The 15,390-nt window shown below is 59.8% G+C and carries 11 protein-coding genes; 5 read left to right on the forward strand and 6 right to left on the reverse strand.

Annotated features, from left to right (window positions below):
• Positions 1-4: 4 nt before the first annotated feature.
• The 3 genes from ACMG4O_RS04460 to ubiD form a co-directional block, all read right to left on the reverse strand.
• Complete coding sequence (locus ACMG4O_RS04460) at positions 5-1,285, reverse strand: alanine racemase (protein ID WP_370233616.1); 1,281 nt, start codon at positions 1,283-1,285, stop codon at positions 5-7.
• A complete protein-coding gene (locus ACMG4O_RS04465; RefSeq protein WP_335628125.1) occupies positions 1,282-2,673 on the reverse strand; it encodes a D-arabinono-1,4-lactone oxidase in 1,392 nt (463 codons plus the stop codon). The genes ACMG4O_RS04460 and ACMG4O_RS04465 overlap by 4 nt, the downstream gene beginning before the upstream one ends.
• 140 nt (positions 2,674-2,813) lie before the next feature.
• Entirely contained in the window at positions 2,814-4,280 is a 1,467-nt protein-coding gene (gene ubiD, locus ACMG4O_RS04470; RefSeq protein ID WP_414434503.1) for a 4-hydroxy-3-polyprenylbenzoate decarboxylase, read from the reverse strand.
• A gap of 272 nt (positions 4,281-4,552) precedes the next feature.
• Here ubiD and ACMG4O_RS04475 point away from each other — a divergent pair, with 272 nt between their 5' ends.
• The 3 genes from ACMG4O_RS04475 to ACMG4O_RS04485 all read left to right on the forward strand — a co-directional run bounded on the left by ACMG4O_RS04475 (position 4,553) and on the right by ACMG4O_RS04485 (position 7,371).
• Entirely contained in the window at positions 4,553-5,011 is a 459-nt protein-coding gene (locus ACMG4O_RS04475; protein WP_370233350.1) for a hypothetical protein, read from the forward strand.
• A gap of 103 nt (positions 5,012-5,114) precedes the next feature.
• Positions 5,115-6,017: a hypothetical protein gene (locus ACMG4O_RS04480; protein WP_370233351.1), complete on the forward strand. Its 903-nt coding sequence runs from the start codon at positions 5,115-5,117 to the stop codon at positions 6,015-6,017.
• 94 nt (positions 6,018-6,111) lie between these two features.
• A complete protein-coding gene (locus ACMG4O_RS04485; RefSeq protein ID WP_370233352.1) occupies positions 6,112-7,371 on the forward strand; it encodes a hypothetical protein in 1,260 nt (419 codons plus the stop codon).
• Between the two features lie 832 nt (positions 7,372-8,203).
• On the opposite strand, the gene ACMG4O_RS04490 is transcribed toward ACMG4O_RS04485, so the two are convergent.
• A protein-coding gene (locus tag ACMG4O_RS04490; protein ID WP_145912252.1) for an IS3 family transposase occupies positions 8,204-9,288 on the reverse strand; the annotation gives its coding sequence in 2 pieces (ribosomal slippage) (positions 8,204-9,039 and positions 9,039-9,288; 1,086 coding nt in all).
• Between the two features lie 228 nt (positions 9,289-9,516).
• Between ACMG4O_RS04490 and ACMG4O_RS04495 the strand changes: the two genes are divergently transcribed.
• The gene (locus ACMG4O_RS04495) at positions 9,517-11,544 is read left to right on the forward strand and encodes a TonB-dependent receptor (RefSeq protein ID WP_370233353.1); all 2,028 of its coding nucleotides are present in this window, start codon (positions 9,517-9,519) and stop codon (positions 11,542-11,544) included.
• An 81-nt stretch (positions 11,545-11,625) separates the two neighbouring features.
• Here ACMG4O_RS04495 and rho read toward each other — a convergent pair whose 3' ends face one another.
• Both rho and trxA read right to left on the reverse strand, forming a co-directional pair.
• Entirely contained in the window at positions 11,626-12,885 is a 1,260-nt protein-coding gene (rho, locus tag ACMG4O_RS04500; RefSeq protein ID WP_067608624.1) for a transcription termination factor Rho, read from the reverse strand.
• A 451-nt stretch (positions 12,886-13,336) separates the two neighbouring features.
• Complete coding sequence (gene trxA / locus ACMG4O_RS04505) at positions 13,337-13,663, reverse strand: thioredoxin TrxA (RefSeq protein ID WP_067608627.1); 327 nt, start codon at positions 13,661-13,663, stop codon at positions 13,337-13,339.
• A gap of 223 nt (positions 13,664-13,886) precedes the next feature.
• On the opposite strand from trxA, the gene ppx reads away from it, so the two are divergent.
• Entirely contained in the window at positions 13,887-15,386 is a 1,500-nt protein-coding gene (gene ppx / locus ACMG4O_RS04510) for an exopolyphosphatase (protein WP_414434504.1), read from the forward strand.
• The last annotated feature ends 4 nt before the right edge of the window (positions 15,387-15,390 follow it).

The raw sequence follows: 15,390 nt of genomic DNA on the forward strand, positions 1-15,390 counted from the left end.
GGGCTCAGGCCCCTTCGCCCTGGGGCAGAGGGGGCCACCAGGCCTGGATGCGGTGTTCGGACACCGCCGCCAGGTCGCCGAACTGCAGCAGCACGAACTCGCTCTGCGTGGGGCGGAAGAACAGCTGATCGCCGGGCACCAGCTCGGAGGCCGGCGAGCCGTTGTACATCATCTGATTGGTGCTGGCGCCGTACAGGTCATTGCGGCGGATGCCCGGCGGCGACACCGGCTCCGCTTTCCAGTAACCGCCGTAGATGAAATAAGTGCGTCGCCGGTTGGGGTCCCACAGGGCCCAGGCGTCGCCCAACGGCAGCGGGCCGGGCAGGGTGAGCCCGTCCAGCGCCTTGAGCACCGGCGCGGCGATAAAGGCGGCGGGCTCGAAGTCCTTCAGGCTGGGCACGTCGAAATCCGACGGCTTGACCAGGCAGGAGCCGGCCGCCAGCTCGTTGAGCGGCGTCTCGTCGCCGTGCAGCGTGAAGGTGGGGCTGCCGGCACCGTTGAACGTGAGCGGCTGCTCGCGCAGTTCAGGGGCGACCTGGTAAAGCCTGTCGATAAAGCTTTGATAGACCGCCTGGGCCTTGCGCAGGCTGGTGTCGCGGCTTTCCACCAGGTCCGGCAGCTTGCCCACATGGGCGTCGTAGCCCATGAAGCCGGCGAACGCCAGATGGCGGGGGTGGGCGGCGATGCGCTCAAGCAGTGCGTCCAGTTGCCCGGGCTCGGTGAGCCCGCCGCGGTGCAGACCCACGTCGATTTCCACATTGATGCGCAGCCGGCGGTCCAGCCGCCGGGCCAGTTCCAGGTACTCCTTCAGCCGCGCGTCGCTGTCGATCAGCCATTGCAACTGGCGGTCCGGGTCGAAGCCGGCGTCCTCCGGCAGTTCCTCATAGAAGCGGGCGGCGGCCCGCACCGGCATGGGTTTGCCGAGCAGCAGGTCGCAGCCCGGCTCCGCCTCGGCCATGGCGTTGATGAACGGCTGGTGGAACACCATCACCCGGTCGGTGCCGGTCTGCGCCATCACTTCGCGGATCAGCGGCACGCTGGGCAATGATTTGGCGACGATGCGGTAGGCGCGGCCCGGCGGCAGCGCCTGCTGCAGGCGGCGGCAGTTGGCCGCCAGCCGTTGCCGGTCGATGAACAGCAGCGGGCGCCCCGGCCCGCTGTCGCGGAACAGGGTGTTGTAGGGCTGGAAGTAGGCGCCGTGGGGGCCGCCCTGGTCGCCGGGTTTCAGCCACCAGGCCGCCGCCAGGCCGCCGCCCAGGGCGAGCAGGAAGGTGCGCCTTTTCATGCCGGTTGCCCCTTGGCGTCGATGCCGAACAGGTGTCTCAGGTGATCATTGAGCAAGCGTCCGCGCGGGTCCAGCTCGCGGCGCAGGGCGAGGAAGTCGTCGAAGCGCGGATAGAGTTCGCGCAGTTCGTCGGCGCCCAGGCTGTGCAGCTTGCCCCAGTGCGGACGGCCCCGGTGCCGGCGCAGCACCGGCTCGGTGGCGCGGAACAGCGGCGTGGCGTCCTGCTTGAAATACTGATGGATCGACAGGCTGGCCCCGGCGCGGCCGCTGAACATGGACAGCAGCGTGTCGTCGGCGGCGCTGTAGCGGAACTCAATCGGGAAGAACACATTGATGTCCTGCTCGCGGATTACCTCGCAGACTTCCTGCAGGCACTCGATGCCTTTCTCCGCCGGCACCGTGTATTCCATTTCGTTGAAGCGCACCGTGCGGCGGTTGGCGTAGATCTTGTGGGCCGGCCCTCGGCGGCGGTTTTCCTCGACGAAAAAGGTCACCAGCTTCTGCAGGGTGGAGGTCAGCCAGCCGGCGCGCATGCTCAGCTCGCAGACCGTCTCCAGCAGGTCGTTGCTGTCGTCCTGGGCCAGGTCGTCCTCCGGGTCGTCGGTGAGCGACATGGTTTTGACGATGGCGGTGCCGCCGAGGGGAAAGGCGAAAAACTCGATGTTGCGGAAGTTGTCCTTCTCCCGCTCCACGAAATCCATGGCTTCGTCCAGCGGCAGCGTCCAGGTGTGCTCTTCCAGCCGGTAGGCCGGGGCGCTGTCCAGGGTCACGGCGGTGATCAGACCCAGGGCCCCCAGGCCGCAGCGGGCCGCCTGGAAGCGGTCGCCGTCGTTGTGGTCGAGCCGGTGCAGGGTGCCTTCGGTGTCCATCAGTTCCAGGCCCACCACCTGGTCGGACAGGCACGGCAGGCCCAGGCCGGTGCCGTGGGTGCCGGTGGCGATGGCGCCGGCCAGCGACTGCAGGTTGATGTCCGGTTCGTTGATCAGGCTGCGGCCTTCGCTCCAGGCCTCGCTGCTGGCCTGGGCGATGCGGGTGCCGGCGCCGAAGCGCAGCGCGCCGGCGTCGACGCTGCGCAGCCCGTTGATGGCCTCCAGGGACACCAGGGTGTCGCCGGTGGGGACCACGGCGCTGAACGAGTGGCTGCCGCCGAACGGCCGCACCGTGCCCTCGGTGTTGGCGAGCAGCCGGGCCAGGGCGGCTTCGTCCGCCGGGTAAGCCAGGTTGCGCGGCCGCGCGGTCTGGTTGCCGGACCAGTTCTGCCAGCTGGCGCGCTCGCCCTGTGCGTTGCCGTCGGCTTGCCCGGCGCCGGCCAGGGTCGGTACGGCGGCGGCGCCGGCGGACGCGGCCAGCGCTTTCAGGAAGGCGCGGCGGGGAAGTCGTTGCAACATGACGGCGGAGTCCTTTCGGCTATTGTTGTACTAGGCACCGACCTGCGGCGCCTTATACCTTAATGGTACTGTCGTACCAGAAAAGTGCAATAGTCTATCGTGCGTCCCGTGCACGGGTCGTCAATGCCCGGGGCCGGCGCCTAGTCCAGCCCCAGTTCGCTCCACATTTCGTCGACCCGGGCTTTGACGTCGTCGTCCATGCTGATCGCCCGGCCCCACTCGCGGTTGGTTTCGCCGGGCCATTTGCTCGTCGCGTCGAGGCCCATCTTGGAGCCCAGCCCGGCCACCGGCGAGGCGAAATCCAGATAGTCGATGGGGGTGTTCTCCACCATCACGGTGTCGCGCACCGGGTCCATGCGGGTGGTGATCGCCCAGATCACGTCCTTCCAGTCGCGGGCGTTAACGTCATCGTCGCAGACGATAACGAATTTGGTGTACATGAACTGGCGCAGGAACGACCACACCCCCATCATCACGCGCTTGGCGTGGCCCGGGTACTGCTTCTTCATGGTCACCACCGCCATGCGGTAGGAGCAGCCCTCCGGCGGCAGATAGAAATCGACGATTTCCGGAAACTGCTTTTTCAGGATCGGCACGAAGATTTCGTTCATCGCCACGCCCAGCACCGCCGGTTCGTCCGGCGGTCGGCCGGTGTAGGTGCTGTGGTAGATCGGGTCGCGGCGGTGGGTGATGCGGTCCACGGTGAACACCGGGAAGCGTTCCACCTCGTTGTAGTAGCCGGTGTGGTCGCCGAACGGCCCCTCGTCGGCGTACTCGCCGGGCTGAAGATGGCCTTCCAGCACGAACTCGGCGCTGGCCGGCACCTGCAGGTTGGAGCCGATGCATTTCACCAGCTCGGTGCGCGAGCCGCGCAGCAGGCCGGCGAAGCCGTATTCACTGAGGGTGTCCGGCACCGGCGTCACCGCGCCCAGGATGGTGGCCGGGTCGGCGCCCAGCGCCACCGCCACCGGAAACGGCTCGCCGGGGTGGGCTTCCTGCCATTCCTGGAAATCGAGCGCGCCGCCACGGTGGCCGAGCCAACGCATAATCAGCTTGTTGCGGCCGATCAGCTGCTGGCGATAGATGCCCAGGTTCTGACGTTCCTTATTGGGCCCGCGGGTAATCACCAGCGGCCAGGTCACCAGCGGGCCGGCGTCGCCTGGCCAGCAGGTCTGAATCGGCAGCTGGGTGAGGTCCACGTCGTCGCCTTCGATGACGTGTTCCTGGCAGGGCCCCGAGCCGCCCACCTTGGGGTTCATGCTCAGCACCTTGCGGAAGATCGGCAGCTTCTCCCAGGCGTCGCGGAATCCCTTGGGCGGCTCAGGCTCCTTCAGGAAGGCCAGCAGCTCGCCGAGTTCGCGCAGCTCTTCCACCGACTCCCGGCCCATGCCCAGCGCCACGCGCCGCTCGGTGCCGAACAGATTCCCCAGCACCGGGATCGACGACCCCTTGGGGTTCTCAAACAAAATCGCCGGCCCGCCCGCCTTCAGCGTGCGGTCGCAGATCTCGGTCATCTCCAGGCGCGGGTCCACCTCGCGGGTCACCCGTTTCAGTTCGCCCAGCTTTTCCAGTTGCTGAATAAAGTCGCGCAGGTCGCGGTATTTCATCAATCCAATCTCGCCGGCTGCAAGGTGGCGGCAGTATAGCAGCCGACCCACCGTCTCCGGGGCTGCCCGCATGGACAGTATGATTGGCATCGGCAAACAAAGCGGTCACGCGAGCGGGTACGGGCCGCAAAACGATAGGTTTGTAACTTTATGAAATATCTGATTTATTCGGCTCTATATAAAAACCAGAGGTTGGGATGGGGCGAAGACGTGTTCATTGGATACTTGAGCCGGCGTCCTAGTACCTGTTAGTAATTTCGAAAGGTGATTGAGTGAAAGATGAGCTCGTAGCTTTAGTACCTTTTATCGGTATTCTTGGTGTGGTAGTTGGTGCTTTGCTACAAGGCTTCTTCAACCGGAAGAATCAGGTAGCAAGCAGTCTCTCTGAGCTGCAAAACAAAGCCTATTCTGATTTTCTAAATTCTGTATCGAAAATAGCTGTGGCTCAGCGTAAAGATCAACGAACTGCAGTAACCGGGGAGCTTTCAAACTTAGCTGACGCTAAATCGCGAATTTGTGTATACGGCCATGCAAGTGTGGTTCATCACCTAGCCGATTTCCTGAGAGCTGGGGGTACGCTGCAAACCGAACAAGAAATTCTATCATTCACAAGGTTATGTCTCCAGATTCGTGGGTCTGTAGGTATGCACGATAAGGAGCTTTACTCTTCGGACATCTCCCAACTTCTGTTTAGTATTGATGTCAAAGATGTCAAAACACCAGGCGCCTAATGATAACAAATGCATCAAATTCGTTCCGGCCCTATGGGCCCCCACCGGGCGCCCTAGTCGGACACCGTTTATGCAAGCGTTATCTGTAAAGTAGACACCGAAGATGATTGTAGACCGACCAGCTCCTAAAGACTTCGAACGTCAAAGTATTCAGTACTTAATCCAGTCTATAGATCTAATTACCTCAAACGATCATAAAGATGAGGATATCGAAGATTATGAAGTGGATATGGCAGAGTGCTGGAAATATCATCAAGGAATTTTAAATAATTCTTTAACTTTACTATTTTTAAGTCTAGAAAACTTAATCAAGAAAGAGATATGCAAAATCTCTCCTCTTATGCTTCTTGCGGACGAGCCCAAAAAGTGGGGAGGTCGCACATCTTCGAAGAAATTTAGTGAGCTTTTCATACTTCAATTTGATGATCTCTTAGCTCTCTATCAAGAACTAGGTTTGGGGAAAATATCAGATCAAACAGCTAGCAAACTCGAAGATCTCAGGAAAAAGAGAAATCAGATTACGCATGGAGTTATTGAAGATAACATCACTCCTCAATATATATTGGATATATTTTATACGCTTATGGTTCACATATGGGGTCCTGGTATATGGTGGACTCAACTTAAGGAACATATATTTAATGAACCATTGTTTGGGATCTACGACTCAGACCATGAAAAAGCCAGCGTTACTACATATATTGAATTTTTTGTTTCTTATTTAGGAAATAAACGTACGGGAGAAATGCTGGGTCACAACCTCAAGCAGAGAAACTATTTCTGCCCTGAATGTCATTACTGGCTTAATCACGAATGGGATGTAACAGATTCAAAGTATGCAATCCTTTCTCCAAATACACCTAGCTCGGAAACTTTATTCTGTGTCGTTTGTAGTGCATCACATAATGTCGAGCGAAAGAAGTGCCAAGAAGACGATTGCAAAGGAAACGTAATATGTATGGAGGGACGATGTTTGACATGCTTCTCCGAGCAAGATTACAGATAACAAATCGATTAACTGCGCGCCTGCGGCGCCGGACGCAGCAGAGCTGCGCCGGTTATTGAGGCGTTATCCAATAAAAAATAGGATTTAGGATTAAATGAGAACCAGAGAAATATTTACACCTGGACGATTCCCAACATGGACTTATGTCGATGATCACTTGAAGGACAAGGAAGATCAGCTGAGGGACACCATTGAAGATGGCTCAATGCTGGTATCAATATCTGGTCCCTCTAAATCAGGGAAGACAGTCTTCGTTGAGAACGTATTGGGAAGGGAGAATTTAATTCAGGTAACCGGGGCTGGCGTGAAAACGCCCTCTGATCTATGGCTGCGAGTTTTCGACATCATAGGGACCCCTATTGAAAGGAGCTCCAATACTAGCTCAACGAAGTCGGGAACAATCGGTGGTAAGGTTGGAGGCGAAGGCGGAATTCTGGTCGCTAAAGCGAAGGGAGAAGCGTCGGCTTCGGCAAGTTATGAAAGTGGCCAAGTTGAGTTGGAAACGGCTGCGATTGATTTCTTGCAGCTACTAATCAGAGAATTGGCGGACACAGATTTCGTAGTCTTCATTGACGACTTTCACTACATAGAGCATTCAATCCAATCTGATTTGGCTGAGCAAATTAAAGAAGCGATCAGGCAAGGTGTAAAGTTTATCTGTGCTTCTGTGCCATACCATTCTGACGACGTCATTCGCAGCAATCCTGATTTGAGGGGCCGCTTTTTCTCAATAGACTTTGACTACTGGAATAGCGATTTTCTTAAGAAAATTGCTTACAAGGGGTTCGATAAAGCAAATATAGTCTATAGAAATGGCCTTGTAGATCGTCTTGCCGAGGAAGCAGCTGGTTCGCCCCAGTTAATGCAATACCTATGTTTAAACGCTTGTCTTGAAAAAGGGATAAGGGACGTCCCAGATAGCCCTACCGACTTAATATACGAAAAGGAATTCTTCGACGAAATCTGCCGCAGGACTGTCGCCTCGACAGACTATAGTTCGATAGCTGAGAAAATGTTAGATGGACCTAAAACACGAGGTTCAGATAGGAAAATCTATATATCAAAATTTGGGTGGCAAGGAGATGTGTATCGGTTTCTCCTTAAAGCATTATCGGTCGACCCTCCTCGGCTAAATTTTAGGTATCAGCCACTGGTCGACAGGATTGGTTCGCTATGTGACGGTGTTTCTCCCAGTGGTTCCAGCATCACAAATGCCTGCTTCCATACAGCTAATATTGCAAACGATTCCGCTAACGACAATGTGGTCGAATGGGATGGGGAAAACGACGTTTTCGATATTCGGGACCCCTATCTGTTGTTCTACCTTCGGTGGTCGGAGATTGCGGATGGCTAACCAGGGGCTGCAGCCGACCGGTGCAGTTCCCCCAGTACAGTAGACACTGCTGGCCTATGATTGAAGCTGGGAGGAACGCCGTGAACAGCCAACGTTACACCCCGGAGTCCAAGGACGAGGCGGTTCGGGAGGTGCTGCAGCGGAAAAGCCATGATGCCGGCTGCTCATACAAGAACCAATGATGCCGCCTCGAGCAATCAGGAAGATGTGGCTGAAAATATGGCCTAAATTGGTGGTAAAGCTTAATGGAGTGTTCCGGGGGCGTGATGAAGCTTTGGCGGAGACGGATAGTTGGTGTTCTTACTCTTGGTGGAGGATCAATCGGCGTTACCGCTGCACTTCCTCTGCTTCTGGCTCGGAGCAATCCTATTGAGTGGCTATTTTGTACCGGGTTTATCGTCATCTATGCATGGGGTGTCTGGTGCGGAGTTCGATTGCTTGAGAATCGGCCTGGCGCCGAGCGATCCGCCGCCAAGTATTGGCTGATCCAGATCCCTGCGTTTGGATCCCCTATCCTGGGATACTTTCTATCCAACGGCTTCCACGCAACGGTGGTACTCCAGGCCTTTCCATTCAAGATCGATGGCAATGTCTTGCTTGGTAGTACCTTTAATTACTCACTCATGCAGACTGGGAAGCCGTGGTTTATCGGGATTAACTTGTTTGCGGCCGTAGTCGCGTGGTGGCTTACTCGCGAAGCTTCGCGGAACCGCCCCTAACACTTAATTCAACCCGGACCTTTAGTCTCTCCTGCTTTAATGGACACCTCTTCATAATGGGGAAGGTTGACTTTGTAATCCCCCCATTTTTAATCGCCAATTTGAGTAGAGGGTTAACCGGTTTGTAACAGCCGGGCCGGCGGCACGCCGCCGATAGCCGAGTTCGGTCGCTCGTGATTGTAATGCCAGAGCCATTGAGTCGCTAATAGCTGGGCGTGAGCAACGCTGGTGAACTCATGTAGATCCAACCATTCGTGCCGTGCGGTTCGGTTGAACCGCTCAATGTACGCGTTCTGGGTCGGTTTGCCTGGCTGGATGTAGATCAGTGTAATCCGCTGCCTGTTGGCCCACTCCACCAGCGCCTGCGAAATATATTCCGGGCCGTTATCACAGCGTAGGGCAGCGGGCTTTCCTCGCCATTCGATGATCTGGTCAAGCGCACGTATTACTCGTTGTGCAGGCAGTGACAGGTCAACTTCAATACCGAGCCCTTCGCGATTGTAGTCGTCGAGCACATTGAATGTTCTCAACGATTTGCCGCTGACCAGTTGGTCGCCCATGAAATCCATCGACCAGACCTGATTCGGCGCCGTCGGCACCGCCAATTCGCCCGGATAACCCCGCTTGATCCTCCGCCGGGGCTTGATCCGCAAGTTGAGTTCCAGCTCCCGATAGATCCGATACACCCGCTTGTGGTTCCAGGCATAGCCTTTCACGTTACGTAAATACAGGAAACATAACCCGAATCCCCAGCGCTTGTGGGCCTGCGTGAGCTTAAGCAGCCAGTCCGCAATCAGGGCGTTTTCGCCGCTAAGCTTTGCCTGGTAGCGGTAGCAGGTTTCACTAATGCCGTACACGACACAGGCGAGCCGGACACTGATACCGTGCTTGGCAACGCCCTTCATGGCCATCTCCCGGCGTTGAGACGGCCTTACAACTTTCCCTCCAGTGCTTCCTGGCGCAGTTCGGCTTTGAGGCGCTCCTCAGCATACATCTTCTTCAGACGGGCGTTCTCGGCCTCCAGTTCTTTCAGACGCTTCATCAGCGAGGCGTCCATGCCGCCAAACTTCGAACGCCACTGGTAGATCAGCGCTGTACTCACGTTGTGTTCGCGGGACAGTTCCGCCACCGGAACTCCGGCTTCGTGCTGCTTCAGAATCGCCAGGATCTGGCTGTCGGAAAATCGAGACTTCTTCATGTGTCGCTCCTCAATGCCATCAGTGTAAAAGTCTCTACTCAAAACCTCGATTACTTTTCGGGGGGATTACAACTTGACCAGACTCCAGTATCCAAGGAGGGTCTGGATGTATTCGGCCAAGTTCGCGCCATCTTCATCTCTCCTCCTGTAACCAAGACCCAAGAATGTTAAAAACAGACAGGGGTCCAAGGGATGCGTATTCAAAGGGTCGGGGCAGGCGCCGCCGTCATGGGGTTGCTCTGGGCGATGTCTTCGCCAGTGAGCGCCCATGAGCTGCAACCGGTTAACGTGACCGGCCAAACCCAGCAACAGCCGCCGCCGGTGGCGGCCTCGGAAGGCCGGGTGGACGGTGACGAATTGCGCACCCGTCCGATTCTGAGAACCGGGGAGGTAATGGAAACGGTGCCCGGGCTGATCGCCACCCAGCATTCGGGCAGCGGCAAGGCCAATCAGTACTTCCTGCGCGGTTTCAATCTGGATCACGGCACCGATTTCAATACGTCGGTGGACGGCATGCCGGTGAACATGCCCACCCACGGGCACGGCCAGGGCTACACCGATATCAATTTCCTGATTCCGGAAATGATCGATGACGTCTACTACCGGAAGGGGCCCTATTACGCCGGCGTGGGCGACTTCTCCGGTGCCGGTAGTGTGGATATCCGCACGCGCACCCGCGCCGAAGGGCAGCGTCTAAAGCTCACCGCCGGGGGCGACGACTATTACCGGGCGCTGCTGTACGGCGGCTCGGCGGTGGGCGACGGCGACCTGGTCTACGCGCTGGAGAGCCAGACCTACAACGGCCCCTGGGAGGACGTCAGCGAAGACGTGGAGAAGTATAACGGTCTGCTTCGCTATGGCTGGAACCAGGGCGATACCCGCTACACCACCACGGTGATGGGCTACAGCAACCGCTGGAACAGCGCCGATCAGATCCCCCGGCGGGCGGTGCGCTCCGGTCTGATCGATGAGCTCGGCTCCCTGGATGAGGACGCCGGCGGTGAAAGCGAGCGCTATTCTCTGTCGCTCTCCTGGAGTAACCCGCGCCAGCAGGGCACGATTTACGCCATCGACTACGGGCTCAATCTTTGGTCCAACTTCACCTACTTCCTGGACGATCCGGCCAACGGCGACGAGTTCGAGCAGGTGGATGAGCGTGGCGTCTATGGCGGTGAGGTGTCGTTCAATAACGATCTGCGTCTGGCCGGCATGCCGGTGACCGGCCGCTGGGGGCTCAGCCTGCGGTACGACGACATCCGCGATGTGGGCCTGTTCAGCAGCGCCGGGCGGCAACGTATCGGCACGGTGCGTCGCGACGAGGTGTCGCAAACCGCCGCCGGAGTGTTCGGCAGCCTGGAGTTTCAGCTCGCCGAGCGCTGGCGGGCCACCGCCGGGCTTCGCTATGACCACTATTACTTCGATGTGAACGACCGCGCCGGCATCAACGAAAACGGCGTCGACCTGTCCGCCAATTCCGGCAATGCGGACGACGGCATCGTCAGCCCCAAATTCAGTTTGGTGTGGCTGGCCAGCGAACAGGCCGAGTATTACCTCTCAAGTGGTTTCGGCTTCCACAGTAACGACGCCCGCGGCACCACCATTGAAGTGGACCCGCTGGACGGTTCGGCGGCGGAAAAGGTGGATCCGCTGGTGCGCTCGCGCGGCGAGGAGCTGGGCGCGCGTTTCTACCCGGCACGGAATCTGGAGATGTCGCTGGCGCTGTGGCAGCTGCGGCTGGATTCGGAGCTGCTGTTCGTGGGCGACGCCGGCAACACCGAGGCTGGGCGGCCGAGCCTGCGGCGCGGGGTGGAGTTCAATGTGTTCTATAACCCCACCGATTGGCTGTCCCTGGACCTGGAGCTGGCGGCCACCCGTGCCCGCTACCGGGATGATGAACCCGGAGAGGGGGACTATGTGGAAGGCGCGCCCGATCGGGTGATTGGCGCCGGCGCCCACTACCATAGCGGCCACTGGTTCGGCGGTTACCGTATTCGGCATCTGGGCCCGCGGCCGCTGGATTCATTCTCGGATCAGGAGTCGTCCAGCACCACCATTCAGAACGTCAAGGCGGGTTGGCGTGGCGGCGATTGGGAGCTGGCGGTGGAGGTGCTGAATCTGGCCGATTCCGGCGACCACGATATCGATTACTTCTACGCGTCCCGCCTGCAGGGCGAGCCGGCGGCGGGGGTGGAGGACCTGCACTACCACCCGATTCTGCCGCGCACCTGGCGGCTGAGCGTGCAGCGCGCGTTCTGAACCCCGGCCCTGAAACGAAAAACGCCCCGGCGATCACCGGGGCGTTTTTCGTAACGGGGCCTTGTGGAAAGACCGCCGCTGTTACTTGCGCTTCATGGAATCGAAGAATTCCGCATTGGTCTTGGTCTGCTTCATGCGGTCGATCAGGAATTCCATGGCGCCGATTTCGTCCATCGGATGGAGGACCTTGCGCAGAATCCACATCTTCTGCAGCTCGTCCTCGCTCACCAGCCGCTCTTCGCGGCGGGTGCCGGAGCGCTTGATGTTCATGGCCGGGAACACACGCTTTTCCGCCACCTTGCGGTCCAGGTGCAGTTCCATGTTGCCGGTGCCCTTGAACTCCTCGTAGATCACTTCGTCCATCTTGGAGCCGGTCTCCACCAGGGCGGTGGCGAGGATGGTCAGGCTGCCGCCTTCCTCGATGTTCCGCGCCGCGCCGAAGAAGCGCTTGGGCTTTTCCAGGGCGTGGGCGTCGACACCACCGGTGAGCACCTTGCCGGAGCTCGGCTGCACGGTGTTGTAGGCGCGCGCCAGACGGGTGATGGAGTCGAGCAGAATCACCACGTCCTGTTTGTGTTCCACCAGCCGCTTGGCTTTCTCGATCACCATCTCGGCGACCTGCACGTGGCGGGCCGGCGGTTCGTCGAAGGTGGAGGCCACCACTTCCCCGCGCACCGTGCGTGACATCTCGGTCACTTCCTCGGGCCGCTCGTCGATCAGCAGCACGATCATGTGCGTTTCGGGGTTGTTGCGGGCGATGGACTGGGCGATACCCTGGAGAAGCATGGTCTTACCGGCTTTGGGCGGCGCCACGATCAGGCCGCGCTGGCCTTTGCCGATCGGCGCCACCAGGTCGATCACCCGGGCGGTGATGTCCTCGGTGGAGCCGTTGCCGACTTCCATGACCATCCGCTCGGTGGGGAACAGCGGGGTCAGGTTCTCGAACAGGATCTTGGTTTTGGCGTTTTCCGGCCGGTCGGTGTTGATCTCACTGACCTTGAGCATGGCGAAGTAGCGTTCGCCATCCTTGGGGGGCCGGATCTTGCCGGCGATGGTGTCGCCGGTGCGCAGGTTGAAGCGACGTATCTGGCTGGGCGACACGTAAATGTCATCCGGGCCGGCCAGGTAAGAGCCTTCCGCGGAGCGCAGGAAGCCGAAGCCGTCCTGCAGAATTTCCAGCACCCCATCACCGTAGATGTCCGAGCCGTTCTTGGCGGCTCGCTTGAGGATGGAGAAGATAACGTCCTGTTTGCGGGTTCTCGCCAGGTTCTCCAGGCCGAGTTCCTTGGCAATATCCAGAAGTTCGCCGATCGGCTTCTGTTTCAGTTCGGAAAGATTCATTGGTGTTTTACAGGATGTCCAGAAATGAATTGACGGAATACACCTTGGATTGGTGTCTCTCGATGGTCGGATCCGGGCCGGAGAGCCTCGGAATTTCTTATTGATTCATTTGCATTCGCAGGGGCCGTTTCACGGTCTCCCAAGGTCGGGGACATCGTGGAGAACGGGGCCTGCTTGGCTAAGGCTGACGCATTCAGCGGGAGCGATAAACGATGAAACCCTTGCAAATCATCCGTCGGCGGGGCCTGAATGCCAGGGGCCGGACAGGATAACTATCTCGGAAAAAGGACGCTCAGAAACGTACGAATTAGAGATCCCTGCCAGAGGGTGCGAATACGTTGATTCGGGAATGTACCACCGGGCCGGAGGGCTGTCTAGTCCGGGACGCGCAGTCCGTGAGAGGCAAGGGCGGCCACGGGCCGGAGGGCCCGTGGCGCATTCACCGGCTGGATCAGAGCGTGCTGTCCAGGAACGCGGTGAGCTGGGACTTCGACAGAGCGCCGACCTTGGTGGCTTCCACGTCGCCGTTCTTGAACACGGTCAGCGTGGGGATGCCGCGCACGCCGTACTTCTTGGGCGTGTCCGGGTTCTCGTCGATGTTCAGCTTGGCAATGGTGAGCTTGCCGGCGTAATCCCCGGACAGGTCTTCCAGGATCGGCGCTACCATTTTGCAGGGGCCGCACCAGGGCGCCCAGTAGTCCACCAGAACCGGACCGTCGGCTTTCAGGACTTTCTCCTCGAAATCCGCGTCGGTCACGTTGATAATCTCGCCGCTCATTGAAATCTCCTGCTAGGCTTTCGCGGGATGATGACGCCGACACGCAGCCGACGCCGTCACAGGTCGATTAATATCGGGGTCTGGCGCGCGGATTTCAAGCGCGCCGAACAATGGTGCCGACAGAGCGCGCCTATCGGCGGCGCGCCGAAGCAGCGGGAACGCCCGCGTGGCGCCCGCTCGGGGCCGTTTCACGGCCGGCTCTGGACCGTCAAGGAGAGGGGTTTTGCGACAACCTGAACATCTGGCCGCCATCGATTTGGGGTCCAACAGTTTTCACATGGTGGTGGCCCGGCAGGCCCAGGGCGAGGTGCGGGTCCTGGAAAGTTTGTCCGAAAAGGTGCAGTTGGGCGCCGGCCTGGGGCCCGACAACCGCCTCGACGAAGACGCCCAGACCCAGGCGCTGGACTGCCTGAGCCGCTTCGCCCAGCGCATCAAGGGCATCCCCCGCGGCAATGTGCGCGTGGTGGGCACCAACACCCTGCGCATGGCGCGCAACGCCACCCAGTTCATCGCCCGCGCCGAACACGCTCTGGGGCACGACATCGAAGTGGTGGCGGGCCGCGAGGAGGCCCGGCTGATCTACCTGGGCGTGGCGCACAGCCTCGCCGATGACGCCGGCGCGCGGCTGGTGGTGGATATCGGCGGTGGCTCCACCGAGCTGATAATCGGCGAGCGCTTCGAGTCCACGGAAACCGAATCCCTGCACATGGGCTGTGTCAGCTATGGGCAGCGCTTTTTCGCCGACGGCAAGATCACCGAGGCGGCGTTCAAGAAGGCGGTCACCGCGGCCCGTCAGGAAGTGCTGTCCATCGAAACCAACTACCGCCGTTTGGGCTGGGCCCAGGCGGTGGGCGCCTCGGGCACCATCAAGGCGATTGCCCAGGTGTGCGAGGAGAACGGCTGGAGCACCGAAGGCATCAGCCTGGAGGGGCTCGACAAGGCGCGCCGCAAGGCGATCAAGGCGGGCAGCGCGGACGCCCTGTCGCTGAAAGGACTGCGCGACGACCGCAAGGCGATTTTCGCCTCCGGCCTGGCGATTCTGCTGGGCATTTTCGAGCAGATGGGGCTGGCCCACATGCAGGTGTCCAGCGGCGCCCTGCGCGAAGGCCTGCTGTACGACCTGTTGGGGCGCTTTGCCCATGAGGACGTCCGCGAGCGCAGTGTGCAGGCGCTGATGAATCGGCACCACGTGGAGCGCGCCCAGGCCGAGCGCGTCTGGGAAACCGCCCGGGGCCTGTACCGGCAGGCCGCCGGCGACTGGGATCTCGAGGACGAAGAAGCGCAGGCCACGCTGCGCTGGGCGGCCCTGCTGCATGAGGTGGGGCTGGCGGTGTCGCACAGCCAGTTTCACAAGCACGGCGCCTACCTGGTGTCCAATTCCGACCTGCCCGGCTTCTCGCGCCAGGCCCAGCAGGCGGTGGCGGTGCTGGTGCGCGGCCACCGCCGCAAGGTGCCGCTGTCCACGCTGGCGGAGTGCCCCGAGGATGAACAGGCCCGGCTGCTGCGGTTGTGTCTGCTGCTCAGGCTGGCCTGTCGCATGCACCACGCGCGCAACGGCGCGCCGGTGCCGCCGCTCACCCTGAACGCCGGCGAGCGCACCCTGGAGTTGGTGTTCCCGGCCGGCTGGCTGGCCGAGCACCCGCTCACCCTGGCCGACCTGGAGCAGGAGCAGGAGTTTTTCCAGGCCGCCGGCTACCAGCTCACGGTGACCGACGCCACCTGACGGA

It is taken from the genome of Alloalcanivorax venustensis (assembly GCF_047495515.1).
GTDB lineage: Bacteria > Pseudomonadota > Gammaproteobacteria > Pseudomonadales > Alcanivoracaceae > Alloalcanivorax > Alloalcanivorax venustensis.

What these genes read in the sequence shown, in the direction of transcription:
- ACMG4O_RS04485 (WP_370233352.1), top strand. Translation starts at nt 6,112, where the DNA reads ATGAGAACCAGAGAAATATTTACACCTGGACGATTCCCAACATGGACT.
- ACMG4O_RS04495 (WP_370233353.1), top strand. Translation starts at nt 9,517, where the DNA reads ATGGGGTTGCTCTGGGCGATGTCTTCGCCAGTGAGCGCCCATGAGCTG.
- ACMG4O_RS04465 (WP_335628125.1), bottom strand. Translation starts at nt 2,673, where the DNA reads ATGTTGCAACGACTTCCCCGCCGCGCCTTCCTGAAAGCGCTGGCCGCG.
- trxA (WP_067608627.1), bottom strand. Translation starts at nt 13,663, where the DNA reads ATGAGCGGCGAGATTATCAACGTGACCGACGCGGATTTCGAGGAGAAA.
- ACMG4O_RS04480 (WP_370233351.1), top strand. Translation starts at nt 5,115, where the DNA reads ATGATTGTAGACCGACCAGCTCCTAAAGACTTCGAACGTCAAAGTATT.
- ACMG4O_RS04460 (WP_370233616.1), bottom strand. Translation starts at nt 1,285, where the DNA reads ATGAAAAGGCGCACCTTCCTGCTCGCCCTGGGCGGCGGCCTGGCGGCG.
- rho (WP_067608624.1), bottom strand. Translation starts at nt 12,885, where the DNA reads ATGAATCTTTCCGAACTGAAACAGAAGCCGATCGGCGAACTTCTGGAT.
- ubiD (WP_414434503.1), bottom strand. Translation starts at nt 4,280, where the DNA reads ATGAAATACCGCGACCTGCGCGACTTTATTCAGCAACTGGAAAAGCTG.